General features: G+C 66.5%; 25 protein-coding genes. 9 read left to right on the top strand and 16 right to left on the bottom strand.

Annotation, left to right across the window (positions count from 1 at the left end):
* Positions 1 to 148: 148 nt before the first annotated feature.
* Together C8C94_RS18480 and C8C94_RS18475 are read left to right on the top strand one after the other, a co-directional pair.
* Positions 149 to 592, top strand: a complete 444-nt coding sequence (locus C8C94_RS18480) for a MerR family DNA-binding transcriptional regulator (RefSeq protein WP_121421742.1) — start codon at positions 149 to 151, stop codon at positions 590 to 592.
* On the top strand, positions 589 to 1,047 hold the full coding sequence (locus tag C8C94_RS18475) for a PaaI family thioesterase (protein ID WP_176887660.1): 459 nt from the start codon (positions 589 to 591) through the stop codon (positions 1,045 to 1,047). The genes C8C94_RS18480 and C8C94_RS18475 overlap by 4 nt, the downstream gene beginning before the upstream one ends.
* 29 nt (positions 1,048 to 1,076) lie before the next feature.
* On the opposite strand, the gene C8C94_RS18470 is transcribed toward C8C94_RS18475, so the two are convergent.
* The 3 genes from C8C94_RS18470 to leuA form a co-directional block, all read right to left on the bottom strand.
* A complete protein-coding gene (locus C8C94_RS18470; RefSeq protein WP_055393663.1) occupies positions 1,077 to 2,177 on the bottom strand; it encodes a 3-deoxy-7-phosphoheptulonate synthase in 1,101 nt (366 codons plus the stop codon).
* Between the two features lie 167 nt (positions 2,178 to 2,344).
* Positions 2,345 to 2,851 carry a C40 family peptidase gene (locus C8C94_RS18465; RefSeq protein ID WP_121421741.1) on the bottom strand — a complete coding sequence of 169 codons (507 nt, stop codon included), beginning with the start codon at positions 2,849 to 2,851 and terminating at the stop codon, positions 2,345 to 2,347.
* 132 nt (positions 2,852 to 2,983) lie between these two features.
* On the bottom strand, positions 2,984 to 4,663 hold the full coding sequence (gene leuA, locus C8C94_RS18460) for a 2-isopropylmalate synthase (RefSeq protein WP_121421740.1): 1,680 nt from the start codon (positions 4,661 to 4,663) through the stop codon (positions 2,984 to 2,986).
* 412 nt (positions 4,664 to 5,075) lie between these two features.
* Here leuA and C8C94_RS18455 point away from each other — a divergent pair, with 412 nt between their 5' ends.
* Positions 5,076 to 5,438: a YciI family protein gene (locus C8C94_RS18455; protein WP_055393669.1), complete on the top strand. Its 363-nt coding sequence runs from the start codon at positions 5,076 to 5,078 to the stop codon at positions 5,436 to 5,438.
* A gap of 19 nt (positions 5,439 to 5,457) precedes the next feature.
* Here the strand turns inward: C8C94_RS18455 and C8C94_RS18450 are convergent, their stop codons facing one another.
* The 4 genes from C8C94_RS18450 to C8C94_RS18435 form a co-directional block, all read right to left on the bottom strand.
* The gene (locus C8C94_RS18450) at positions 5,458 to 7,383 is read right to left on the bottom strand and encodes a bifunctional diguanylate cyclase/phosphodiesterase (RefSeq protein ID WP_121421739.1); all 1,926 of its coding nucleotides are present in this window, start codon (positions 7,381 to 7,383) and stop codon (positions 5,458 to 5,460) included.
* A complete protein-coding gene (locus C8C94_RS18445) occupies positions 7,380 to 7,925 on the bottom strand; it encodes a YfiR family protein (protein ID WP_055393673.1) in 546 nt (181 codons plus the stop codon). The genes C8C94_RS18450 and C8C94_RS18445 overlap by 4 nt, the downstream gene beginning before the upstream one ends.
* A 3-nt stretch (positions 7,926 to 7,928) precedes the next feature.
* Positions 7,929 to 9,953, bottom strand: a complete 2,025-nt coding sequence (locus C8C94_RS18440; protein WP_233573510.1) for a TonB-dependent siderophore receptor — start codon at positions 9,951 to 9,953, stop codon at positions 7,929 to 7,931.
* A gap of 192 nt (positions 9,954 to 10,145) precedes the next feature.
* Positions 10,146 to 12,953 (bottom strand): WG repeat-containing protein, encoded by a 2,808-nt coding sequence (locus C8C94_RS18435; RefSeq protein ID WP_121421738.1) that lies wholly within the window; start codon positions 12,951 to 12,953, stop codon positions 10,146 to 10,148.
* A gap of 236 nt (positions 12,954 to 13,189) precedes the next feature.
* Between C8C94_RS18435 and C8C94_RS18430 the strand changes: the two genes are divergently transcribed.
* From C8C94_RS18430 to C8C94_RS18415, 4 genes are all read left to right on the top strand, one after another.
* A complete protein-coding gene (locus C8C94_RS18430; protein WP_121421737.1) occupies positions 13,190 to 13,603 on the top strand; it encodes a YciI family protein in 414 nt (137 codons plus the stop codon).
* 24 nt (positions 13,604 to 13,627) lie between these two features.
* On the top strand, positions 13,628 to 14,164 hold the full coding sequence (locus C8C94_RS18425; RefSeq protein ID WP_121421736.1) for an SRPBCC family protein: 537 nt from the start codon (positions 13,628 to 13,630) through the stop codon (positions 14,162 to 14,164).
* 71 nt (positions 14,165 to 14,235) lie between these two features.
* Positions 14,236 to 14,643: a VOC family protein gene (locus C8C94_RS18420; RefSeq protein ID WP_121421735.1), complete on the top strand. Its 408-nt coding sequence runs from the start codon at positions 14,236 to 14,238 to the stop codon at positions 14,641 to 14,643.
* Between the two features lie 46 nt (positions 14,644 to 14,689).
* Positions 14,690 to 15,982: an RNA polymerase sigma factor gene (locus tag C8C94_RS18415; protein WP_121421734.1), complete on the top strand. Its 1,293-nt coding sequence runs from the start codon at positions 14,690 to 14,692 to the stop codon at positions 15,980 to 15,982.
* A gap of 54 nt (positions 15,983 to 16,036) precedes the next feature.
* Here the strand turns inward: C8C94_RS18415 and C8C94_RS18410 are convergent, their stop codons facing one another.
* The 4 genes from C8C94_RS18410 to C8C94_RS18395 all read right to left on the bottom strand — a co-directional run bounded on the left by C8C94_RS18410 (position 16,037) and on the right by C8C94_RS18395 (position 18,242).
* Positions 16,037 to 16,507, bottom strand: a complete 471-nt coding sequence (locus C8C94_RS18410; RefSeq protein WP_255424244.1) for a ribonuclease HI family protein — start codon at positions 16,505 to 16,507, stop codon at positions 16,037 to 16,039.
* A 3-nt stretch (positions 16,508 to 16,510) separates the two neighbouring features.
* Positions 16,511 to 16,768, bottom strand: a complete 258-nt coding sequence (locus C8C94_RS18405; protein ID WP_121421733.1) for a DUF3297 family protein — start codon at positions 16,766 to 16,768, stop codon at positions 16,511 to 16,513.
* A 103-nt stretch (positions 16,769 to 16,871) separates the two neighbouring features.
* A complete protein-coding gene (locus C8C94_RS18400) occupies positions 16,872 to 17,453 on the bottom strand; it encodes an NnrU family protein (protein ID WP_121421732.1) in 582 nt (193 codons plus the stop codon).
* 177 nt (positions 17,454 to 17,630) lie between these two features.
* Entirely contained in the window at positions 17,631 to 18,242 is a 612-nt protein-coding gene (locus C8C94_RS18395) for a PolC-type DNA polymerase III (RefSeq protein ID WP_121421731.1), read from the bottom strand.
* Between the two features lie 124 nt (positions 18,243 to 18,366).
* Between C8C94_RS18395 and C8C94_RS25755 the strand changes: the two genes are divergently transcribed.
* Together C8C94_RS25755 and C8C94_RS18385 are read left to right on the top strand one after the other, a co-directional pair.
* Positions 18,367 to 18,660, top strand: coding sequence for a M28 family peptidase (locus tag C8C94_RS25755; RefSeq protein ID WP_199731287.1), 294 nt, complete (start codon positions 18,367 to 18,369; stop codon positions 18,658 to 18,660).
* A 357-nt stretch (positions 18,661 to 19,017) separates the two neighbouring features.
* Complete coding sequence (locus C8C94_RS18385; protein WP_121421730.1) at positions 19,018 to 19,302, top strand: hypothetical protein; 285 nt, start codon at positions 19,018 to 19,020, stop codon at positions 19,300 to 19,302.
* A 30-nt stretch (positions 19,303 to 19,332) separates the two neighbouring features.
* Here C8C94_RS18385 and C8C94_RS18380 read toward each other — a convergent pair whose 3' ends face one another.
* The 5 genes from C8C94_RS18380 to dinG form a co-directional block, all read right to left on the bottom strand.
* The gene (locus C8C94_RS18380; protein WP_121421729.1) at positions 19,333 to 20,604 is read right to left on the bottom strand and encodes a PHB depolymerase family esterase; all 1,272 of its coding nucleotides are present in this window, start codon (positions 20,602 to 20,604) and stop codon (positions 19,333 to 19,335) included.
* A gap of 64 nt (positions 20,605 to 20,668) precedes the next feature.
* Positions 20,669 to 21,094: a CopG family transcriptional regulator gene (locus C8C94_RS18375; RefSeq protein WP_121421728.1), complete on the bottom strand. Its 426-nt coding sequence runs from the start codon at positions 21,092 to 21,094 to the stop codon at positions 20,669 to 20,671.
* Positions 21,095 to 21,391: 297 nt separating this feature from the next.
* A complete protein-coding gene (locus C8C94_RS18370; RefSeq protein ID WP_121421727.1) occupies positions 21,392 to 21,895 on the bottom strand; it encodes a pyridoxamine 5'-phosphate oxidase family protein in 504 nt (167 codons plus the stop codon).
* 246 nt (positions 21,896 to 22,141) lie between these two features.
* Positions 22,142 to 22,501: a zinc ribbon domain-containing protein YjdM gene (locus C8C94_RS18365; protein ID WP_121422966.1), complete on the bottom strand. Its 360-nt coding sequence runs from the start codon at positions 22,499 to 22,501 to the stop codon at positions 22,142 to 22,144.
* A gap of 62 nt (positions 22,502 to 22,563) precedes the next feature.
* Positions 22,564 to 24,726: an ATP-dependent DNA helicase DinG gene (gene dinG, locus C8C94_RS18360; protein ID WP_121421726.1), complete on the bottom strand. Its 2,163-nt coding sequence runs from the start codon at positions 24,724 to 24,726 to the stop codon at positions 22,564 to 22,566.
* Positions 24,727 to 24,950 lie beyond the last annotated feature (224 nt).

The following is a 24,950-nucleotide window of genomic DNA, read 5'->3' as shown; positions in this document are numbered from 1 at the left end:
AGCAATGCTACACCGCACAGACCCATGTTGACGCACCGCAGCATGCGGGTTTGCCCCAAAGGGGAAACCGGCCCAGCGACCACGGGCAGCGCGGAAACAGTCGCCAAGGCAACCTTCGCGCAGCATCAGGCTTGCTAGCCTGTGTGCCATGCAGATCTCCGAACTTGCCCGCCAGGCCTCTGTGTCCGTCCACGCCCTGCGCCACTATGAACGGCTGGGGCTGATTCGCCCGCACCGCCGGGCCAACGGATACCGGGACTATCCCGCCAGCATCAAGCGCGAGGTGGTGTTCATCGCCATGTCCCGCCAGCTGGGCTTTGCGCTGCCGCAGATTGCCCGGCGGCTTGACGACTACCGCGCCGGCACGCTGGGCATCGACGACATGGTGCTGGCCCTGCAGGAACGCGTGGCCATGCTGGAGCAGCAGATCGGCCAGTTGCAGGCCCAAAAGCAGGTGGTGCTCGACCACCAGGCGTGGCTGCAGGCGCAACAGACACGCAAGCGAGAGACCCCCCGCGCCTGGCCGCGCGTGCGGCCCAGCACATCCACCAAGTCCCCCTCCCAAACCCCAACCTCCAGGAAAACGCCATGACTTTGTCTTCGCCATCCCCTTTGCCCACGGCCTCCATCGCCGCATTGCAGGCCTTTGTGCTGGCCATGCCCATGGCCCGCACGCTCGGGCTGCGCTTCGTCCACGCCGAACCGGGCCGGGTCGAGATGGAGATTCCGGTGAGTGAGGCCTTCAGTTTTCGCCCCGGCCAGTTGCAGGCCACGGCTGTGTTTGCCGTGGCCGACTTTGCGGCGGTGGCGGCAGCGGGCAGCGTGTTGCCGCCGGGGTGGACCAATGCCACGGTGGACGCGACCGTGAAACTCGTGGCGCCTGCCCGGGGCGTTTGCCTGCGCGCGCGCGGGCGTGTGGTGGATGCGGGGCGGTTACTCACCGTCTGCGCGTCCGACGTTTTTGCGGTGGACGGGAACGGCCAGGAAACCCTGTGCGCCACGCTCCTGGCCACGGCGCGCAATATCGATCCCGCCGCTGCGCGGTAGGTGGCGGGCCGTCCCGTTCTGCGGTGGGATTACGCCCGCGAGCGCCGCGCCCGCACGGCGGCCGCCAACCCTTCAAGCACCGGCACGGTCTGCGCCAGGCTGATGCAGGCGTCAGTCACCGACACACCGTGTTGCAGCGGCTGGCCGGGCACGATGTCCTGTCGGCCTTCGTTCAGATGGCTTTCGATCATCAGACCAGTGATGCGCGCATCACCGGCTGCAATCTGCTCGGCCACTTCTGCCGCCACCGTGATCTGACGCTGGTGCTGCTTGCTGCTGTTGGCATGGCTCACGTCGATCATCACCTGCTCGCGCAGGCCCGCCGCCTTGAGCATGGCGCAGGCAGCATCCACATCGGCAGCGCTGTAGTTAGGCTGCTTGCCGCCGCGCAGGATCACATGGCAGTCCTGGTTGCCGCGCGTCTCAAAAATGGCGGCCTGGCCCATTTTGGTCATGCCCATGAACGCGTGCGATGCCTGCGCGGCCTGGATGGCGTCGCTGGCCACCTTCACGCCGCCATCCGTGCCGTTCTTGAAGCCCACGGGGCACGACAGGCCACTGGCCAGCTGGCGGTGGCTCTGGCTCTCGGTGGTGCGCGCGCCTATCGCGCCCCAGCTCACCAGGTCGCTGATGAACTGTGGCGAGAGCAGGTCCAGAAATTCGGTGCCCACCGGCAGGCCCGTGGCCAGCACATCGAGCAGCAACTGGCGCGCCAGCTCCAGCCCTTCGTTGATGGCAAAACTTCCATCCAGGTGCGGATCGTTGATGTAGCCCTTCCAGCCCACCGTGGTGCGCGGCTTTTCAAAGTACACGCGCATCACGACGAGCAGGTCGGCCTGCAGCGCATCCGCCTGTTGCTTGAGCTGGCGCGCATAGTCCATGGCCTGGTCGTGGTCGTGGATGGAGCAGGGCCCCACCACCACGATGAGCCGGTCGTCCTGCCCGTGCAGGACGCGTGAGATGGCGGCGCGGCTCGATTCGACCAGCGCCTGCGCCGCATCGGGCGCGGGCAGCCACTCCTGCAGCAACGCAGGCGTAATCAGCGGGCGCACGGCCTTGATGCGCGTGTCATCAATGCGTGTGGTGTCGTGGGTGGAAATGGGGTTGGCGGAGCGGTGTGCGTGGGTCATGGTGGCCCCGATTGTCGCGGAGCCGCCGTTGCCTGCTGGTCAAGGAGGTGGTCACACGGCTCGGAACTGGCGCGGCCCAGGCCAGTGACGCAGAGCAAGGGCCGCCCCGCAGCGAGTGCGTCGTCCCCCTCAGGGGGAAGGCGCCGAAGGCGACTCAGGGGGAGCCTCTATGGCCTGCGGAACGCCGCATTCTGCCGCGCCCAATGGCGCGACTGCAAATGGTCGAGCCGCACCGTTCCGCCCGTGGAGGGCGCGTGCACAAAACGCCCTTCCCCCACATAAATGCCCGCATGGTTGGGCTGGCGGCCGGTGCCAAACACCACCAGGTCTCCGGCGCGCAACTCGCCACCGTCGATTCGGTATCCCCAGTTGTTGAGCTGCGCCACCGTGCGCGGCGGCGGTGTGCCGACCTGGTTGCGGTACACGTAACCAATCAGCCCGCTGCAGTCGAAACCCGAGTCGGGCGTGTTGCCGCCGTAACGGTACGGCGTGCCCACCAGGCCCAGTGCGTGGATGGCGATGTCGTGTGCCTGCTCGGCGGTCAGGGGCGGCGTGGTGCGGATCGGGGCGGACGAAGAAGAAGACGTCGAAGGCGGCCGTGAGGTGCCACAGCCGCCCAGGGCCAGCAGGGCGGCGGTGCAGGCGGCAGAGGCCAGGCTGTGAAAAACGCGCATAGACCGAAGGGTAACGGATGGAGCCCGGCGCATGCGCTGACCCCGTTCCTGCCTTGGGGATATTGGTCAAAAATGCCGCCAGCGCTTGTGCATCAAGCGTTGGCAGCTATCTTTTTTACAACACTTGGGAGCTCATGCCGTCGCAGTGATTTCGGCCGTCTGGCGCCGCAGCAGCAACCGGTTGGCTACGCTCACGATGGCCTGTACCGACGCCGTCACGATGTTGTGGCTCGCGCCCGCGCCAAAGGTGGAGCCCGCCACGCCGTCCATGGCCGCTTCCACAATCGCCAGCGCCTGGGCGTTGGCGCCCGTGCCGGTGGCGCGCTCTTCATAGTGGTCCACGCGCAGCGGCAGGCCGAGGGCATCCACCGTGGCGGCAATCGGCCCGTTGCCCTGGCCGCGCAAATGCTGGCGCGTGCCGTCGATGGTCACGTCCAGCTCGATGCCCTGCCCGTCTTCATCGAGCTTGTGGCTGTGGCAGGTGATGGCGGCGTGCGCAGGCGCTTTCAGGTATGTGGTCTGGAACAAGTCCCACAGCGCCTCGCCGCTCATTTCGCCCTCGCTCGCGTCCGTCTGCCGTTGCACTACCGCGCTGAATTCGACCTGCATGCGGCGCGGCATCACCACGCCGTGTTCGCGTTCGAGCAGGAAAGCAATGCCGCCCTTGCCCGATTGGCTGTTCACGCGGATCACGCTGTCGTAGGTGCGGCCGAGGTCCGCCGGGTCGATGGGCAGGTACGGCACTTCCCACAAGGCGTTCGGGTCCTGCGCGGCAAAGCCCTTTTTGATCGCATCCTGGTGCGAGCCCGAGAATGCGGTGAACACCAGGTCGCCCGCGTAGGGGTGGCGCGGGTGCACGGGCAGCGAGGTGCATTCCTCCGCAATGCGCGCCACCGAGGTGATGTCCGAAAAATCGAGGTTCGGGTGTACGCCCTGCGTGTAAAGGTTGAGCGCCAGCGTCACGATGTCCACGTTGCCGCAGCGCTCGCCGTTGCCAAAGAGGCAGCCTTCCACGCGGTCGGCGCCGGCCATCATCGCGAGTTCTGCCGCCGCCACGCCGGTGCCCCGGTCGTTGTGCGGGTGCACCGAGAGCGTGATGTGCTCGCGCGGGCTGAGGTGCCGGTCCATCCACTCGATCTGGTCGGCGAACACGTTGGGCGTGGCGTTCTCCACCGTGGTGGGCAGGTTGATGATGATGGGACGGCCGGGGCCCGCGTTCCATGCGGCAATCGCGGTTTGGCAGGCCTTGAGGGAAACGCTGAGCTCGGTGGCGCTGAAGGTTTCGGGCGAATACTGCAAGGTCCACTGTGTTTCGGGCTGTGCATCGGTAAGCTGCTTGAGGTAGCCCACGTGGTGCGCGATGAGCTGCATCACCTGCGTCACGTTCATGCCGAACACGATGCGCCGCCATGCGGGGGCCGTGGCGTTGTAGAGGTGCACGATGGCGCGGGGGGCTCCTTTCACGGCCTCCACGGTGCGCGCAATGAGGTCTTCGCGCGACTGGGTCATGACCATGATGGTCACGTCATCGGGGATGAGGTTCTCGTCGATGAGGCGGCGCACAAAGTCGAAGTCCGTCTGCGATGCTGCCGGAAAACCGACCTCGATCTCCTTGAAGCCGATGCGCACCAGCTCTTCAAAGAGCTTCATCTTGCGCTCGCCGTTCATGGGCTCGAACAAGGCCTGGTTGCCGTCGCGCAAATCGGTGGACAGCCACACGGGCGCGTGGGTGATGCTGCGAGTGGGCCACTGGCGGTCGGTCAACGCGACCGGGGCAATGGGCTGGTACTTGGTGGCGGGTTTGGAAATCATGACAAAGGCTCCACGAACGGTGTGTGCGGTGTGAAAGACACGGTGCACAGGTCAAACGAATCTAGAAACGAATGACATCCCCTGCAGCCCTTTGCATGTGCAAAGGCTGGTTCGCGGGCCGGGGTCAGGGGGAGATCAGGTGTTGCGCTGAGCGGATCAGGCAACGGTGGCGAACGCAGGCAGACCCCGGCCAGGCACTAGGCCTAGCGATAGGGTGGATAGGAGCATGCTGCGTTGCATAGGGGGCAAAGATAGCACAGGCTTGCTGCGGTGCGCAATAATTTTGATGAAAATTGCCGATAGCGCTTGATGGATAAGCGCTGGTAGCTATCAAAATAATAGTGAATACTGCTGATAGGATGGCGCCTTTCGCTGTGTGTCCTCCCCATCTGTTTCGTCAGGAGATCTTTTCATGGCCTACATGCTGCTCATCATGGAACCCCACGGCCAACGGGCCGAGCGGGGGCTGGCGGGGGGCCAGGAGGCCTATGCGCGCATGCTGCGTTTTGGCGAAGGCCTGCAGGCCCGGGGCCTGCTGCGTGCCTCCGAATCGCTGGCCTCCACCGAGCAGGCCGTGCGCCTGCAGGTGCGCGAAGGCCAGGCCCGCATGGTCGATGGACCCTTTGCCGAGACGAAAGAAATGGTGGGTGGCTTTTACCTGCTCGACTGCGCCACGCGCGAGGAGGCTGTGGCCATTGCCCGTGAATGCCCGGCCGCCGAATGGGCCACTGTCGAGGTGCGCGAAGTGGCGCCGTGTTACCACGGGGCTTTGTGATCCGGGGCGCTGACGCTTTTCACACTCCCCGGCGCGCAGTGCCTTCCTGCAGCTGTGCCTGAAACTCCCCCACTGGCATGGGCCGCGCAAACAGGTAGCCCTGCAGCACATCGCAGCCCTGGCGCACCAGGTAGTCGGCCTGCTCGGGCGTTTCCACCCCTTCGGCTGTGATCTGCAGCCCCAGCCCGTGGGCCAGCGCCACGATGGCGGTGACGATGGTGCGGCTGTGTTCCTGGCCGGGCAGGTCCTTGACAAAGCTGCGGTCGATCTTGAGGCGCCGCATCGGCAACTGCCGCAGGTAGGCCAGGGAGGAGTAGCCGGTGCCAAAGTCGTCAATGGCCAGGTGGATGCCCAGCTGGCTCAGGCGGTGCAGGGTGTGCGCACCGGCCTCCATGTTGTCCATCAGCACGGTTTCGGTGAGTTCGATTTCGAGCAGGTGAGCGGGCAGGCCCTCTTCGCGCAGGATGTCCATCACGCGCTCCAGAAACTGCGGGTCGCCCAGCTGCCGGGCCGAGATGTTGACCGACACCCGGAGCGGCCCGCCCGCCTGCCACCGGGCGGCATCGCGGCAGGCCGTGCGCATCACCCAGTAGCCCAGCGGCACGATGAGGCCGCAGTCCTCGGCCACCATCACGGCCTCCAGCGGCGAAACGTTGCCCAGTTCCGCATGCGACCAGCGCAGCAGCGCCTCGGCGCCCACCAGGGCGCGGTCGGTGGCGGCAAAAAGCGGCTGGTAGTGCAGCGCGAGGCCCTCGCCCTGCTGGAGCGCGGCGCGCAGTGCATGCTCGATGGCCTGGCGCCGGACCACCGCCTGGTTCATCGACGCGTCAAACCGCACACAGCGGTTCTTGCCCATTTCCTTGGCGCGGTACATGGCCGTATCGGCATTGCTGACCAGGCCGTCCATGTCGGCCGCATCACCCGGAAAGGTGGCGATGCCCGCGCTGCAGGTCATGGTCATCTGCTGGCCGACTTCGGTGAACGAATGGTGGAAGGTGCCGACAATCCGCTGGCCATAGGTGTTGAGCGCTGCGTCGTCCATGTCCAGCGGCAGGATCACGGCGAACTCGTCGCCCCCCAGGCGCGAGATCGCATCGGTGCTGCGCACCACGGATTGCAGGCGCCGCGCCACCTGGCGCAGCAAACCATCTCCGGCCGCATGCCCGAAGGTGTCGTTGAGCGTCTTGAAATTGTCGAGATCGATGTACACCAGGGCCACGCGGGTGCCTTGGTCCCGGGCGGCTTCGATCGCTGCGGCCAAGCGTTCATTGAAGGCGTGCCGGTTGCCCGTGCCCGTGACGGCATCGGTATGGGCGAGCGCGTGCAGCCGGTTCTCGGCGTTGCGCACGGCCGCCTGGCTGCGCAGCACCATGGCGGCGGCCATGGCCATCACACACCCGGCAATCAGCAACGCGCTGACAAAACGAATGGCCAGGCGCGAGTACACCGCACGCATGGACTTGCGAAAGTACAGGGTTCCCTCTGCCACGCCCGCCGTTTCAACCGGCCGGGCAATCTCCAGCACGCTCACCCCCGCACGCTCGGTCAACCCGCCCATGCCAGCGGCCGCCAGCGTGGCGGGGAAGCTGTCGCCTGGCCCGCGTGTGTAGTGCGCCAGCAGCAGGCCCTGCGCGTCGTACACCCCGGCGCCCAGCACCATGGGCGACGACTTCAGCGCCGCGAGCATCTCGTTGGCCGTGCGCGCATCTCGGAACATGACAGCGGCCGCAATGTTGTCCGCGACGATGGCGGCCTCCACGCGGCTGTCCTGCAGCATGGACTGGCGCGTGCTCCAGTAGTCCAACCCCGTGAGTGCCAGCACCACCGTCAAAAGCGCCAGGCCCGCCGCCAGGATGCCCGTTACCACCAGCCTGGACGACAGCAGCACGGGCGGCAGCGGTGGCGCCGGGATGGCAATCTGGGGTTCGGGGGCCTGGGTTCTCATCGGTTCACCTTGGCCAGCCGCAGCAGTCGGGAGCTGATCGTGAGACCCGCCTTGGCGGCGGCGTCGGGGCTGATGCCGAACACGATACGCCCTTCCTGCTGGGTGAGAGCGATGACGATCTCCGGGTTGACGAAGGTCAGCTCGTCCGAGACCGTCAACACGCCATGGCCCTGAGACAGGGTTCGAAGCGCTCGCAATGCCTGCTCCACGTCTGCGTTTTGCAGGATGAGCACCCTGCAGTCGCGCAGGCTGGCCATCTCCAGCAGCCTGATCCGCACGGTACGGCCTTTGGCGGCCTGTTTGCCTTCCAGGGCGGTCAGGGGGCGCTTGAGTGGACTGAAGGGCGAGACGCAGACGGTCAGTTCGCTGCCCATGGCGCTGTCGTTGTCAGGCCATTCGATGAACTGGATGAAGTTGAAGATATAGGCGGCCTTGAGGTCGGGTTCTTCCACGGGGTTGGTGGCATGCGCCAGGCCGACCAACCCGCCCAGCAAACACAGGCCGAACCACAGTATCTTGCCCAGGTGGATGGCGTTGTACATGGCTCAGAACGCGTAGGTGAGCTTGAGCCGGTAGGTCCGTCCATCCTGCCGGATCGATTCTTCGCGGATCTCGTACGAGGCGGGGTCTGCATGCCGGTGGTTGAACAGGTTGTAGACGCCCATCGACACGTCCACATCCGCAAAGCGTTGTGTGTAGACGAGGTTGGTGACGATGGTCCCCGGCAGGCGTGCGCCCGAACGGGTTGCGCGCGCGCCCACGCCGATGGCCTCCACGGCATATTGGCCCGGCCTGCCAGCGCCTTGCGTTCCCCACGCGCCCAGCGCCAGGGTGTCCGACCACTGGACCTTGAGCAAGTGCCGGGGAGAGTTCGTCAGCGGCTGGGGGGTGCTGGTGTTGCGTGCCTTTTGCCAGCCATAGGCCACACGCAGGCGCGAGCCGCCTTGCCAGCGCTGTTCCACCTCGGCTTCCAGCCCGTGAACGCGCACGCTGCCGGTGTTGCCGAAGGTCAGTCTTTCCGCTGCGTTCGCATCGCCCAGCGCGATCAGGTCGGTCACCTGCGACCGGAACGCCGTCAGCAGCATGCGGGTGGCGCCGGTGGGGGCATGTTCGAGGGCCAGCTCTGTGGTGCGCACCTTTTCCGACCGAAGCCCCTCCGAGCTGACGATGCCGCCGGGCAGGTCCACGCGGTAGTCGCGTTCGTAGGCATTGGGGGGCCGGTAGGCCGTGCCGTGCAGCAGCTTGAGGGCGGTGGAGGGGGTCCACCAATACACCAGGCCCAGCCGGGGATGGAAGCTGCCCGCACTGCCGGACTGCTTGCCCCAGCGCAGCCCGGTGTGCAGCGTGAGTGTGGGCGCCAGCGCAAATTCATCCTGCATGTAGATGCCCAGCGCATCGCCCGAGCGGCGGGTGTCCAGGTACTGGGCGGGTGGGTCCAGATCGACGTTGAGCTGCTGGATGCGGGTGTCGCGCCGGTAGTCGATGCCCCAGGCGAGCTTGTGGCGTGCAAACGCCGTGCTGACCCACTGCCAGTCGGTGCCCCACCACTGCCCGGTGCCGACGTCGCGGTTGACCGTGAGGGGTGGGTAGTCGTACACATAGTCGCCCACGAAGCGGTAGCGCCCGGCGTGTACGCGGCCGGTGAGCGCCAGTGAGGACGAAATCTGGTGCGTGGTTTCGGCCGCCAGGCGGGTGGTGGTGTCGATGTAGCGCGAGCGTGGGTCGTTGAAGGCCTGTGAGAACGAAGCCGTGGGCGTGCCCTTGGTGCGCTCGCCATGGGCCAGGGTGAGCGTGAGCCCCTCCCGTTGCATGCGGGCAAACAGCTGCGTGCTGCGGTCGAAATCCAGGCGGTGTGCCACACCATGGTGGGTCTCGGGCGCGTCGAACGCTGAAAAGTACTGGTCTGCCCCCCGGCTGCTGGAGCGCGTCACCGCGATGAGCCAGTCGCTGCCCTGGGCATCCACCGTGCCCAGCGAGAAGCGTGCCTTGGCGCTGCCTTGGCTGCCCGCCTCCACGCTGATCTGCGGCCCGGCCAGCTGGCGGCCGTTGCGCGTGATGACATTGACCACGCCAAAGAACGCATTGGCGCCATACACCGCCGAGCCCGGCCCGGGAACGAACTCCACGCGGTCCACCAGGTCCAGGTCGAGCGGGAAATCCGTGCCGATGGTGGCCTGGTCGTAGAGGTTGTCGTTAAAGCGCACGCCGTTGACCAGCAGCAGCACCCGGGTGTTGTAGTCGCCCGGTGTGGCAAAGCCGCGTGTGCCAAGGTAATGGTAAGAGCGGTCGTACGAGACATACAGCCCGCGCATGCTGCCCAGCACTTCCGCCAGCGTGCGGTAGCCAAAAAGCCGGATGTCGTCTGCGGTCACCACGCTCACCACGGCGGGCGCTTCCAGGGCGGTTTGCGCATACCGGCTGGCCGTCCGGACCTCCATCTGCATGAGCTGTTCCAGCGGCAGCTGGGCAATGTCCGCCTGCGCGGCAGCGTGGGATGCAAAGCCACACAGCAGCGCCAGCACCAGCTGCTGTGTCCGCTGGGTTGTATTGGGTTCCGATCCTCTTTGCATGGGTGGTGCTCCCGCTGTGGTGAGGGCCCGCGCATGCAGGCCAAGGCGTTCTCGAGGTTCGTGAATCAGTGGGGCGAAAGGTTTACAAAGTGTATCCATCGCCGGGACCGAACAGTCCCTCCGGGGATCGGTGATGACCCCTAGAAAACTGTAAAAAATGCAGTGGCCGCCCCTGTGAACCCCTGCCGGTGCTCACTCGACGGGCGTGATGCCCTCACGTGCCGCGTAGGCCAGCCCCACGCGGCGGTACAGGCGGCGCCAGCCGAACACGTACACCACCACCAGGGTGGCCGCAAGCGCCAGCCAGGGGCTCCAGGGGCTGGACGCTACAAAACGCCACGCCCAGTACAGCTCCGCAAATCCCATCAGTGCGAAGGTGCCCAGCCCGATCCACGGGCCCTCGGCCCGCCAGGCCGCGACCGAGACGAATGCATGGCCCACCAAGGCTGCGAGGCCCAGCAGCAGGTGGGCCACTAGCGCCAGCACTGGCCGCTGCTCGAACCACCCCGCCATCCCCCGGAGGGTGGGGGGCGTGTCTGACTTGGCGGTCAGTGCTGCCTGCATCACAAACGCTGCCAAAAACCACTTGTGCTGGAGCCTGCGTGCCGTGGTGTCCTGGCCTCGCAGGGCCGAGCCCACCACGCGGCGCGACAACCAGTCGCCCAGGTCGCCACCCGCGCGTGGCGGGTCTTCTTCCTGTGCATCCGGGGGTAGCTGGGCCATCGCTTCGCGCGCCTGTGCACGCAGGGATTCGGGCACGTGTTCCAGCGCACTGGGGCTGCGGCGCAGCGCGTGCGCACAGACAGCGACGGTGCGCAAGGTCTCGGGCACCTGTTCCAGGTGCCAGCCACCGCCCTGCACGTGGGCGATGCAGGCGTCCTCGCTGAGCATCCCGGCCGGTATTTGCGCAAAGCTCTTCACACCCTGCCGCAGCGCGGTGGCATAGCGTGCGGGTGTCATGAGCCGCCTGGGCACAAAGCGCACGGTGTCTTCATCGGCGGCCAGCGCGGCGTCCACCATGGCGTGGGTGATGTGTTCACGCGGCACATCGGCCAGCGTACGTGGGTGCGACTGCAGCTGTGCCATCAGCGTGGTCTCGTCGGCGGCTTGGGCCTGGGGTGCTGGCTGTGCAGAACGCGCACGTTGCGCCAGCTGCAGCGCATCCACGCTGGGCGCTGCCATCAGCCACAGCTCCCACCATGCGTCGCCATCGCCGGAATCCGCGTGTTGGTACAGCGTGAGCCACTGCTCTCGCGATTCGCGCAGCACTCCGCCATCACCGGGCAGGGGTCTGGCCAGCGGCGAGGCCCAGGCCTGGGTGTGGTCGCCGCTGCGGTGCCAGGGGGCGGCGTGTTCGGGGTCCGGGTCGGCCGGGCCAAAGCGCGCTGACAGGCGCTGCACCATGGCCTCGCGGGCTTCGTTCACCGCGCGGTGGAGGTCGGCAGACAGGAATTCATACGGGCCGTTGTGCGAATCGCTCAGGTAGGCGCGCATGACCCGGCGCACGACCACGGTGCGGTCGGCCTGCACCTGGTCTGGGTCGTCCGCATCTTCCTCATCGTCGGTGCCGTCATCGTCCTTTTCCGTGCCCGCGCGGTCAGCTTGCAGCATGTCGCCCGCAGCCAGTTGGTGCAGGCGTGTCTCGGCCTGGGCCAGCAGGCGGCTGGCCAGGGGCACGATGCCGTCGAGCGTGTCCAGGCCTTCCAGGTGGTCGGTCAGGGGGGCATGGAAAAAGGGCCGGGGCGGCCAGCAGTTCTCGCGCACGCCGCTGCGCCACAGGGGCGCACCTTCGGCGCCGAGCAAGGCCACCTGCTGGCCGTCATAGTGCGCGCGCCAGACCACAACCCCTTCGCCGTCGATGTACGCCAGCTGACCATCGCGGGTGAGGAACGGCACCAGCGGGGTATCGGGCGTATTGCCCACCAGCCAGCCATCGCCGTTGGTCAGCGGCTCCAGCAGATGCGCCGGTGCCGGCACGAAACGGCCATCGGGATGCAGCAGGCCCCAGGTGGCGCAGGCCGACGGACCTTGCGCGGCGGTGCGCACCACGGCAAAGCCGCTCTCGGCAGAAAAGTCCGAGCCATAGCTCAGGCGCGGGCCGGGCAAGGGCTTGCCTTCGGCTGTGAGAAAACCCGTGCCGTCGTAGCTGTTGGCCACCACGCCGCAGACCATGCGCCGAGACAGGTGGCGGCCACCCTTGACCACCACCTTGCCCCGGGCGTCGAGATAGCCGTGGCCGTTGTCCCAGGCGTTGGGTTCGTCAAAGTAGGCCAGGCCATCGCTGTTGAAGGCGTCGATGCTGGGGTAATGCGGCTTCAGCACCCAATCGCCCCGGGCATTGATCAGCCCGTAGCGTTCTCCATCGAGCGATGCGGCCGTGGTGGGGGACTCGCCAAACGGCTTGGCATCGCGAAAGCGGGGTTCAATCACCCAGCGGCCCGCGCGGTCCACAAAGCCCTGGGTGCGCTGGTTGCTATCCTTTTTCCACAGCGTGGCGCGGGCCAGGCCGTTCGCGCCGAACAGGCCCAGTTCATGAAAAACTTCGTCGCTGGTGGGCTGGCCCTGGCGGTCGATGGGGCGCCATGCATCCTGGCCCACCTGCACGGCGCTCACCCCGTTGCGGAATGGGTGGGCGTTGTCGAAGGTCGGGGGGATGACCACCGCACCCGCCAGGTCCACAAAGCCCCAGCGGCCCCCGTCGCAAAAGCGCGCCAGTCCGTCTTCTGAAAAGTTGCGTGCGTTCTGCAGCGCGGGCGGCACGCGCCAGCAGCCTTCGCCATCGATATAGCCCCACAGCGAGTTGTCGGCCTGGGCAGCGCTGACCCAGCCGCCGCGCCCGTCGGCGTTGAAGCGCAATACCGCCTTCAAGCCTTCTGGTGGCACCACGGCCCGCCCTGGGTGGACGATGACCAGGGCCGGGGTCTGGCAGCTGGGTTCCAGCGGAATGCTGGCCAGCCAGGGAGGGGCCGGTTCGGTGGTGATGTCGCTGTCTTCGTTCATTGTGCTCGGGGGCTCTCCGCGCGGCATCCTACCGAGGGTGTCTGGCCGGGCGCGTAACCATTTGCACGCCTTGGCAAATGCCCCACACCTTGGGCTGCACCTGACACCTTGGCGACTTTTTTCTACGTAGTTACCCTGATTTTTTGAACCGTCCTGTCGATCTGCCCGGCCTTCGTTCGTCGTGCAAGTGAAGGTCCACCCATGGGCCCTCAACCCATCACTTTCTGGAGAACCCCATGCGATTCATGATCATTGTCAAAGCCACCGCCGAATCCGAACAAGGCTGCATGCCCAGCGCCGCCCTGATGGCCGAGATGGCCCGCTACCACGAAGAACTGGCCCATGCGGGCGTGCTGCTGGACGGCAGCGGCCTCAAGCCCAGCGCGCAGGGCTGGCGCGTGCGCTACACCGCCAGCGGCCGCACCGTGACCGACGGACCGTTCACAGAAACCAAGGAACTCATTGCCGGCTACACCCTGATCCAGGTGCGCAGCAAGGGCGAGGCGCTGGAGTGGTCGCGCCGCTTTCCCAATCCGCGGGGTGAGGGGCTCGATGCCGAGATCGAAGTGCGCCAGCTCTTTGAGATGGAGGACTTTGCCGACGTCGAAGGCGTGGAGAAATTCCATGACCTCGAAGCGATGCGCGGCTGAAACCATCCGGGAGGACCCTCTACCATGATCAAGACCGTTGCCCTTGTGCTGCTGGCGGCGCTGGGACTTTTCCTGGCGTTTGCTGCCACCCGCCCCGACACCTTCCGCGTGGAGCGCAGCCGCGTCATCTCCGCCCCGCCCGAGCGTGTGTACGGCCTCATCCACGACCTGCGCCAGTTCAACACCTGGAACCCGTACGAACGCAAGGACCCCGCCGCCAAGGGCGAGTACAGCGCCAACACCATCGGCCCCGGCGCGCGCTATGCGTGGCAGGGCGACAAGTTGGGCACCGGCAGCATGGAGATCGTCGATGCCACGGCCCCGGCGCGCGTGGCCATGAAGCTCGACTTTGTGGCCCCGTTCGAAGCCCACAACCAGGTCGAGTTCACACTGCAGCCCGAAGGGGCAGGCGCCACCCGCGTCACCTGGGCCATGTACGGCCCTGTGCCCTACCTGGCCAAGATTGCGCACCTGGTTTTCAACATGGACCGCATGGTGGGCCAGGACTTTGAAGACGGCCTGGTCAACCTGCAGGCTGTGGCGCAAAAGCCTGCCGGCTGAGCCCCATCCCCTGTTGCGCTTTGCAAAACCTTTCGTTTCGCTTTACCTTCCTTACTCCTCAGGAGCACCTCATGCACCAACAAATCTTCGTGAACCTGCCCATCGAGAACATGGCCCGCTCGCAGGCGTTCTTCCGCGCACTGGGCTATGACTTCAACCCCCAGTTCACCAACGACCAGGGCGCCTGCCTGGTGGTGGGCGAAAACCTCTTCGTGATGCTGCTGGTCAAGGACTTCTACCAGACCTTCACCAGCAAGACGATTGCCGATGCACGCACTACCTCCGAGGTGCTGGTGTGCTTCTCTTGCCAAAGCCGTGCAGAAGTCGATGCGCTGGTGGACAAGGCCGTGGCTGCGGGCGGCACCACCCCCCGCCCCGCGCAGGACCTGGGCTTCATGTACTCGCGCAGCTTTGACGACCTGGATGGGCACACCTGGGAGTTTGTGCACATGGTGGACGCCAGCAAGGCGCTGGGATGAGAACGTGTGAATGAATGCGCCGGATTCATTCACACCTTTTGATCGCGTGAAACCCTCTACCCTTCCCGACCGCGATGCCCTGCACCGCACCATCGACTCGGTGTGGCGTATCGAGGCCGCGCGCATCATCGCCAGCGTGGCGCGCATGACGCGGGACGTGGGCCGGGCCGAGGAACTGGCGCAGGACGCGCTGGTGGCCGCGCTGGAGCACTGGCCTACCACCGGCCTGCCCGCCAATCCGGCGGCGTGGCTGATGACCACGGCCAAGCGCCGCGCCATCGACCACCTGCGCCAGCAGGCGCTGCACACGCGCGAGAACGAAGCCCTGGGCCACGACCTCGAAGCGCTCGAAGCGCAGTACGCGCCCGACGTGGTGGAGACCCTGATGCACGTACAGCAGGACGACATTGGTGACGACCTGCTGCGCCTCATCTTCACCGCCTGCCACCCCGTGCTGCCCACCGAGGCGCGTGTGGCGCTCACCTTGCGGCTGTTGGGCGGGCTCACCACGGCTGAAATCGCACGCGCGTTTCTCGTGCCCGAGCCCACGGTGGCCCAGCGCATTGTTCGCGCCAAGCGAAGCCTGTCTGCGGCCCACGTCCCGTTTGAAGTGCCCGGCCCTGCGGAGCGCGCGCCGCGACTGGCCTCGGTGCTGGAGGTGATCTACCTCATCTTCAACGAAGGTTATGCCGCCACGGCGGGCGATGACTGGATGCGCCCCGCTTTGTGTGGCGAGGCGCAGCGACTGGTGCGCGTGCTGGCCAGCCTGGTGCCCGATGAGCCCGAGGTGCAGGGGCTGGTGGCACTGCTCGAAATCCAGGCCTCCCGCCTGCCCGCACGCACCAACGCACAAGGCCAGCCCGTGCTGCTGATGGACCAGGACCGTGCGCGCTGGGACCACCTGCTGGTGCGACGGGGGCTGGTGGCCCTCGACAAGGCCGAGCAGCTGGCACGCGCAGGCCATGCCTGGGGGCCCTATGCGCTGCAGGGTGCGATTGCGGCCTGCCATGCGCGCGCGCACCGCGCACAAGACACCGACTGGCACCATATCGTGGCGCTGTATGACGCACTGCTGCAGGTGGCGCCCTCGCCTGTGGTCGCTCTCAATCGCGCCGTGTCGGTGGGCATGGCCCTGGGTCCGGCCGCAGCACTGGCCCTGGTGGATGAACTGGCCGCAGAACCCAGCCTGCGCCACTACCACTGGCTGCCCAGTGTGCGGGGTGACCTGCTGGCCAAGCTGGGGCGCCAGACGGAAGCTTGTGCAGAGTTTGAACGGGCCGCCAGCCTGACGCGCAATGCGCAGGAAAAGGCCTTGCTGCTGGCGCGAGCGCGAGCGTGATGGACATGCATTCCAGCCCGCGCGCTGCGTGAAGCAGGCCGGAGCAGGGCAGGATCAGCGCCGCCGCTTCTGGGTGCGGCCGTGTGGCGTGGCCACCTTGGGCGCCAGGCCCAGCGCGGCACGCGCCAGCGCATCGGCCGCCCCATTGCGGTGGCGGGGAACCCATTGCAGGTCCACCTGTGCAAACCGCTGCAGCACACGGCGCGCCTCGTCAAACAGCGGTGCCAGCCGCTCGATAGGCGCTACGGCCTGCTTGCCCAGTTGCTCCACCAGCACGCTGCTGTCGCTGAGCACCTGCACGGTGGTTGCCGTCGCCACCACCTGGGGTTCCAGCCACTGCAGCGCCCGCAGCAGCGCGCGCAGTTCGGCCTCGTTGTTGCAACCGGTGAAGGTCGTGGCTTCAGAAATGGTGTGTTGCGTGGCCCCACCGGGCCCCACCAGCACTGCCCCCAGCCCCATGCGCCCGGGGTTGGGCACGGCGCTGCCGTCGCAGTGCACCACCCAGTGGGCGGGTTCGGTGGCCACGGCCTATTTGTAGAAAGCTTCGACTTTGCCCTTGAGCTTGATCATCAATGGCTGGCCCTTGCGGTCCACCGTCTTGCCTGCGGGCACTCTCACCCAGCCTTCGCTGACGCAGTATTCCTCGACATCGCTGCGGTCCTTGCCGTTGAAGCGGATGCCGATGTCGTGCTTGAACACCTCCGCCACATGGTGCGGGCTGCGGGGGTCCACCGACAGGTGATCGGGCAAGGGGGGTGGCGTGGTGGAGGTGGTTGCGTCGGTCATGCAGAAGGCTCAGTGTGAAAAGGCAATGGGAAAGAAAACAAAAACGGAAAGCGCGGATTCTCCGGGATTTGGTCCTGCAGTGCTGCGCCAAGCCCCTACCGCCCTACCGCGCGAGAGGCGCAACGCCGATCAGCCAGGCATGCGCCCAGAACGCAAAGCCCACCCAGGCCACAGCGCCCACCACCACGGCCACGCCCGTGCCCGCCGCAGTGCCGGGCGCGTAGCCGGTGTTCATCGCCCGGTCGCGCTGCCGTGCGGCCCGAAAGCTCAGCACGGCCCACAGCAAAAAGCTGCCAAACAGCAATACATCGGCCAGGTTGCCGTTGGACAGCAAATGCGCCAGCGCCCACACCTTCACGCCCAGCACCATGGGGTGGTGCAGCCGGGCCTTGATGGCATTGCGCGGCACGTAGGTGGCGGCCAGCAGGATGAAGGCAATGAGCGTCAGCAGCGACGCAGCGTGCCGCATGCCAATGGGCGGCACCCACAGCACCACCGGCTGCTGCCGCGCCAAGCCATAGCCCCACACGATGAGTGCCAGGCCCACGGCGGAGACCAGTGAATACAACCCCTTCCACGGCATCTCACCCATGCGTGCCAGCGTCTGCGTGCGCCAGCCATCGGCCACGATGCGCACCGAATGCACACCCAGAAACAGCACCAGTCCAAGAACCAGAATTTCCATGGCAAGACCTTTCATCGGGGGTTGTTGTGGGCGCAGCCACCTTGTGTGGGATTGTCGCGGCCTCAGTATGCAAGAAATTTGAATAAAAATGGCCTTCTGCGCTCGTCCATCATGCACTGATAGCTATCAAATTGATAGTTAATGGGTGTTGCTTGACGTGCCCTCAGCGGGCTCTCGCTAGGCCACCGCATGCTGCGCCAGCAGCGCCCCCACCTTGGGCTTGGCGCAGCGCTGCAGCGTTTGCAGCAGCGTGTAGCTGGGCTCCGCCACCCTCCAACGCGTGCGCAGGTCGTGCTGCATGCGGGCCAGCAGCGCAGCGGCCATCTCGGCATCGGCCAGCGCCCGGTGCGCCTGGCCCGTGCGCGGCAGGCCGTGGTAGTCCACCAGCGAGCCCAGCTTGTGGCTGGGCGCCTGCGGGTACAGCCGCCGCGACAGCAGCACCGTGCACGCAAACGGCTGCGGCGCGGGCAGCCCGGCCAGGGCCAGCTCGGCCTGCCAGAACTTGCTGTCAAACGAAGCGTTGTGCGCCACCATGGGCGCATCGCCCACAAAACGCGCCGCGTCCTGCATCACCCCCGCCGCATCGGGCGCGGCGTTCACCATCGCGTTGGTAATGCCGGTGAGCTGGGTGATGAACGACGGTATCCACACCCCCGTTTTCATCAGGCTTTGAAAACGGTCCACCACCTGCCCTTTTTCCAGCAGCACGATCGCCACCTCGGTCGCACGCGCGCCCTGGCCGGGCGAGATGCCGGTGGTTTCAAAGTCGATGACGGCGATGGGGGGCATGGAGTGGAGGTGCAAAAAGAAAGAATTGTGCCGCTGCACTTGGCCATCGTTGTGTGAACCGGACGGGAATGCGCGTTCTACACTGCCCCACGCACTTTTCTGGAAGGGCGATTTCATTGCTTTTTTGGCGACGCCCGGCGACCTGGGCCTGGTGCGCAAGGTGGTGCGGTCTTTTCGGTCCCACGCCGCGTTTGCGTCCGAGGGCATTGCGGCGCCCCGGCGCATCCCCGGCGTGGACTATTCAGACCACGCGGCCTACCTCGACGCAGGCTATCCCGCGTTGATGGTGACCGACACCGCCCCCTACCGCTATCCGCACTATCACACCCGCCAGGACACCCCGGACAAGGTGGATTTCGACCGGCTGGCCCGCGTGGTTCAGGGGCTCGAAGGCGTGGTGCGCGACCTCGCGCATTAGGGCAACGCTGAACAAGTCCCTCGCGCACCGCGCATCCCTGCTTTGGGCGGTCTGCCGCGTTGCAAATCCTCGCGATAGCTACGGCCATCGCTGTGGCTTGCGCCTTGCATCCCATCCCAAACCATGGCGCGCGCCATCGCGGGGACTTGTTCAGCGTCGCCTTAGCCGGGCGCACCAAAGACCGAGGAGTCGCGGTGGGGGGAGTGATGCCATCGCACACGGTGGCGAGACTCTCTGGCACGGAGAGCCTTTTCTTGGCGCCCTGTAATGGCCTGTAATCGTCAGCGCGCATTCGGCTGCCTACATTGACTCCCCCGGCCCGACACATCGTCGAGCTTCATCTTTGAGGAGTTCCACATGGCTACCACCGTCACCATCGCCCAAGACACCACCCGCGAAATCGATCTCGGCAATTCCAACGGCATGAGCATTGCTGCTCCGGGTGCCAAGGCCAGCGTGCACGTCGACTATCAGAATCCGGCGGGCTCTGGAAACTACAGCAGCGCGATCAAGGGATCGGCCGGCTATGGCAATCCGTTTACGGTGCCCGCCGGTGGCACCAAGGCCGTCCTCAAGACGGATCTTGAATCGGAGCATGTGCGCGTCGGCGCCAGGGATGCCGGCATCACCGTCACCTATTGAATGTTGTGCGCGATCTTGCGCGGGTGCTTGTCAATCCCTCGCAGCGCGCGGATGCTCCAGAAAAAACCTCAGCATCTCCTGCGTGGCAGCCACGCCGCGTGGGTCGGTGTGGCTGCCACCCGCGTGCCCGCCGGCCCACGCGTGGCCTGCGCCGTGCAGCACCCAGTGTTCTGCCACCACGGGGCTGGGCGATGCCCTGCTGGAAGAGGCCGGGCCTGGCCGCGCATACACCCTGCGCGTGTAGCCCTGCCCGCTGGCGGACTGGCCTGTGTGCACGGCCTCCACCGTCTGCGCTGCACCGCCCGGGGCGGTGGCCAGGGCGGTGAGCGTGGCCTGGACCAGTTGCTCGCCGTTGTGGGCGTGCACGGTGGTGTCGGCGTCGCCATGGAACACGATCATCGGCGGAGGCGGCAGTGCAGGGGCCTCGGCGGTGGCGTGGGTGGCGGCGCCGGGTTTGGCGCCGTTCTTCATCGCCGACAGCGCGCCCATCACGTTGTGTGCCGCGCCCGCCTGCAGGCCGGAGTGCACGCCTACGGCGGCAAATAGCTCGGGGTATTCGCGGCCCAGCAGTGCGGCCATGGCGCCGCCAGCCGACAGGCCCGCCACGTAAACGCGTTGCGCATCCACCGGGTGGCGCGCCATCACGTCCTGCAGCATGGCGACGAGCAGCGCGGGCTCGCCGCTGCCCCGGTGCTGGTCGCCAGGGCGAAACCAGTTCCAGCAGCCGTTGGGGTTGGCGCTGTGGGGTTGCTCGGGATACAGCACCAGGGCGTTGGCGGGGGCGGCTGCGTCGTTCATGCCTGTGCCGGTGGCAAAGTCCACGGGGTTCTGCGTGCAGCCGTGCAGCATAAGCACCAGCGGCATGGGGGTGCCTGCCGTGGCGCCCGGGGGCACGTACAGGTGGTAGTGGTGTGGGTGGTGCCGTGCACTCGGGTGGGTGAAGACCACGCGGGTGAAGCTGCCGGGCGGCTCCGCCAGCGGGTGATTGCTGGCGGCGGGGCGTGGTGCTGTGGGGGCCTTTGGCTCGGCCTGGGGGGTGGGGGCGCTGCGGTCGATGACCACGGCGTCTTCCACATCTTGCGCGGCGGCGGCGCTGCGCCAGCGTGGGGCCTCGTCGCCTGCGGGTGATGGCGCTTGCAACGGCATAGCCTCTGCGCTGGCAGGTGTCGGTTCGTTGCTGTGGCGCGCCACGGCTGCGCCCAGGGTCTGCTGGATGGCCCGCGTGGCGTCGGCCAGCTGGCCACTGCGCACCAGCTGGGTGGCTTCGCCCATCAGGCGCTTGAGATTGAGGTTCCAGTCCATGGGGACTCCTTGGTGGTTGGTGCGTCCGGCAGCGGCGGCGCGCTGCGGTCCGGGTCGGTGGTGTTCAATGCATGCGCCCGGCCAGGGCGGCCTTGACGGCCGCACTGGCATGGAATGCGCCCAATACCGTCACCGAGGCAATCGTGGCCTGCGCCAGGGCGGGCGGCACGTCGTCGTCGATGCTGGCCAGGCCCAGCACGCGGATCTCCAGCGCCTGGCCCGCCGCCAATACGGCCTCCAGCTCGGCCCGGCCAAAACGCTGCAGCCCCAGCACAAGCATCTTGCGGGCCACCACCTGGCGCACGGCGTCGTTCTGGGCGGTCAGCTGGTTGCGGATGGCGGTGCGGATGAAGTCGGTGCGGTTGGCGTAAAAGCCTTCGGAGACCAGCAGATCAATGTGGCCCAGGTCCACGAAGCCCAGGTTGATCGTGACCTTCTCGGACTCGGGCACCTTGCCGCGCGACGGGGCGATGGGAACGATATTGTTCATCGGGGGAACTCCATAAAACATCCAATGGGATGGTGTATGGATGGCATGTGGATGCCTTGGCGCGCTGTTTCAAGAGCCGTGGCCCAAAGAAAAAGGAGCCCGTGGGCTCCATGGTTCGATGGTTTTGCTATGAAATATGTAGCTATTAGCGCTTGATAGAAAAGCGCTGGAGCCCATTTTTTCTTGAATTTCTGTGCAAGACGCTGACGCTCTTCCTGGCATCGCGGCAGGGTGCGGCGTGCCTCCGGCCCCTGCCCCACCTTGGGGAAACAGCCGCCCGGGGGCCTGCCGCTCAGCTCAATACAAGGTCAGTTCCTTGTGCTCGCCCAGGCTGCGCGGTGGTTCGCCCGTGATGGCGGCCTTGGCCATCTTGAAGAGCTGCACCATCTTGCTTTCATCCACATCCCAGTATTCGGCATGGCGGATGCGCACGGCCAGCAACGCCAGGTTGGGGTCGGACACGCCACCAGGGAACCACGCCTGGGCCATGGGGGACCACAGGGCTTGTTTTTGCGCATGGTCGTCCACAGCGCGTGCCTGGCCCGACAGCGACACGTAGCTGTCGTCGTCCGGGTTGGCATACGACACGTTGACTTCGCCATCGGTCAGCAGGCGTTCGTACAGCTCGCCCGACTTGGGGATGAAGAAATACAGCTCGCCGTGTTCGTCAAACTGGCGGTTTTGCGTGGTGAGCGGGTGCGCGTGCAGCATGCCCGTGGAGGTGCGGTGCGTGAGCATGCCAAACCGAATGTCCTTGATGAGCTTCCACAAGGTTTCGTGGCCGGGGGTGTCGTGGTGCATGGGGGGCTTCCGTGAAATGGAGGGGGTGCTACGACTCTAGGCCGCCCGCGCCATGCGCCGCGTCGTCCCCCTGCCCGCCTGTGCGTGGGCGCTTGTCCGACATCCCGTCCGACCCGCCCAGACAGGATGGGCCAGGACCGGGCGTTACCTATGCCGCCCGTGCGGCTGCACCGGTACCTCCACCTTGCGCAGCACCTGCCGTGCTGTCACGGTAAAGCGTGGTACGCCAGGTGGAGGGAAGGCGCTTCACGCCTTCTTCAAAAACTCCGACTTCAGCAGCATGCTGCCCAGGTCGGTCTTGCAGTCCACGTTGTGGCCATCGGCGCCATCCACCAGGCGGATGCTCTTGATCTTGGTACCCTTCTTGAGCGTGGACGACGAACCCTTGACCTTGAGGTCTTTCACCAGGATCACCGCGTCGCCGTCTGCGAGTGGATTGCCGTTGGCATCGCGCACCACGCCGTCGCCTGCTTCTGCGGCATCGGACTCGGCAGTATCGGCCACCTGCGGCCATTCAAACGCGCAGTCGGGGCACACATAGTTGCTGCCATCGGGGTAGGTGTTCTCCAGGCCGCATTGGGGGCAGGCAGGGGTGGTGTGGGGCATGGTGGGGTCCTCTCTGTCGTTGTTGTAGTGGTTGTGAAATCGGTGCGCAAAGTGTCGCCGCTTCACAGCGGCGCGCGTTGCTCCAGCGCAAACGGTGGCAGCCCTTTGAGCAGCCGCTGGCCGTAGCTGGTGCGCGTCAGGCGCTTGTCGTAGCAGTACACATGCGCCATGTCTTCTTCGGTGCGAATCGCGCGGCCCACCCATTGCGCCAAGCGGATGGCGGTGGCGGGCACCACCAGCTCGCTGAACGGGTCGCGTCCCACGGCGCGCAGCCACTCGGCGCGGGCCTCGCCCACGGGGTCGTCGGGCGGGGCGAAGGGCAGCTTGGTGATGAAGACCGACTCGCACAGCCGCCCCGGCAGGTCCAGCCCTTCGCCGAAGGACTGCATGCCGAAGATGACCGAGGGCTCGCCGTTTTCCACCCGCTCGCGGTGGCGGCGCAGCAGCTGTGTGCGCGGCAGCGCGTTCTGCACCAGCACCACGCTGCGCATGGCGGTGGGCAATGCATCCACGGCCTGGCGCATCTGCTCGCGCGAGGTGAACAACACCAGCGCGCCGTATTCCACGCGGGCGATGTCGTGCAGCAGCGCATCGACCATCTCGGTGGTGAACTGCGCGGCGTTCTTGGGGTCGGCGCGGGTTTCGGCCGCAATCAGCGTGCCCTGCGCGGCGTAGTTGAAGGGGCTGGGCACTTCGAGCGTGGTGGTGGCTTCATCGCCATGCAGGCCCGCCTCGCGCAAGAAGAAGTCAAAGTGCCCGCAGCTGGTGAGCGTGGCCGATGTCAGCACCGCGCCGCGCACGGCGCTCCACAGGTGGTTGCGCAGCGTGGTCCCGGGCAGGATGGGGCTGGCATGCGCCTTGACCACGATGAAGTCGCCATCCACCTCCAGTGTGAACCACTTGGCGGCGGGCACCGCGCCTTCGGGCGCATCCTGCAGCAGCAACTGGGCCGTGGCGTGCAGCGCTTCCAGGCGCGGGGCCAGCATGCCGATCTGTGCGTACAGCGTGGACAGGCGCTTGGCCTCGTCGGGCTTGTCGCGCATCTCGGCGCGCAGGGCTTTGCTGATGGCGCGCAGGGCGTCGAGGAAGCCCTCAGCGCTGGCGGCCAGCAGGCCCAGCGGGGCAATCAATTGCTCTGGCAATTCGCCGCGTGGCACGCGCACGCGCGCCGGGCCCCAGGCGCTGGGCTGGCTCTTGAGCTGGGCGCCGTACACATCCATCACGATGCGCGCCAGGTCCTGCAGCGTCTGCCGCAGCTGGGCCGAATGTTTGGGGATGTCGGCAATCTCCTCAACTTCCAGCAGCGCACCGATGCGCAGGCCCCGGCTGGCCAGCCGCTCGATCCAGGTGATGCGCGACAGGTCCATGCTGCACGCGAACTGGTCGAGCGCCGTGGCGGGCAGGTGGTGGGCTTCGTCCAGCACCAGCAGGCAGTTGTCCAGCTCGGGCAGCACGCGCGCGCCCAGCGACGACAGCAGCAGGTCGTGGTTGGCTACGATCACCTGCGCGCCCACCAGCTCCTTGCGTTTGTCGTAGTACGTGCACTGGCTGAAGGCGGGGCAGTGCTTGCCGGTGCACGATGCGCCCTCGGCCGCCACGGGGCTCCACACCTCGGGCTCGGGCGGCGTATCGAGGCTGTCGCGGTCGCCATCCCAGGCGCCTTTCGACAGCGTCTGCGCCATCGTCGAATAGAACTGGATGCGCGCCTCGGTCTCGTGCCGGGGGCGCTTGGCGCGGGCGGCGGCTTCCTCCTCGGCAAACAGGTCGTCGTCGGCCTCTTCCTCGGCCTCGCCCGTGCCCGCCAGGCGGTCGAGTTTGAGCTTGCACACATAGCGGCCGCGCCCCTTGGCCAGCGCAAACTTGAAGGGCTGGGGCAGCAGCGCGGCCAGCGCGGGCAGGTCTTTGTTGACCAGCTGCTCTTGCAACGCCACGGTGGCGGTAGAGATCAGCACCCGCGTGCCGCGCGACAGCGCCAGGGCGATGGCGGGCGCGCAGTACGCCAGCGACTTGCCCACGCCCGTGCCCGCCTGGATCACGGCGATGGACCGCGTAGGCGCGTCTTCACCGCTTTCTTCATCCACCTTGCCCAGCGTGGCGCTGCTGAACGTGCGCGCCACCTGCTCGGCCATCAGCCGCTGGCCGGCACGGCTGCGAAAACCCTCGGTGGCTGACACCACCGCATCGAAAGATTCAAGGGCCTGCGCGGCCCACACCTGTTGAGACATACAGTAGTGTCGCATGCCGAAGACAGGTTGACGCTGGGCAGTGCCTTGTGGCAGATGGGCGGGCTGTCCCCCTGCTGCTGCCTTGAAAGAAAATCCCCGCACAGCTACAGGAGAGCAAAGATGCAGGGGGGAAATGCGTGGGGATTTGCGCTGAACTGCGGTCCGCTGCTGCGCTGCAGGCCATGGGCAATGGCAAGCGCAAGCTGTGTTCCGGGTGGGGCGAA

The sequence above is a fragment of the Acidovorax sp. 94 genome, assembly GCF_003634645.1.
In the GTDB taxonomy this organism is placed as follows: domain Bacteria; phylum Pseudomonadota; class Gammaproteobacteria; order Burkholderiales; family Burkholderiaceae_C; genus Acidovorax; species Acidovorax facilis.
The sequence above is the reverse complement of the archived record's forward strand: the minus strand, read 5'-3'. Positions and strand labels throughout refer to the sequence as shown.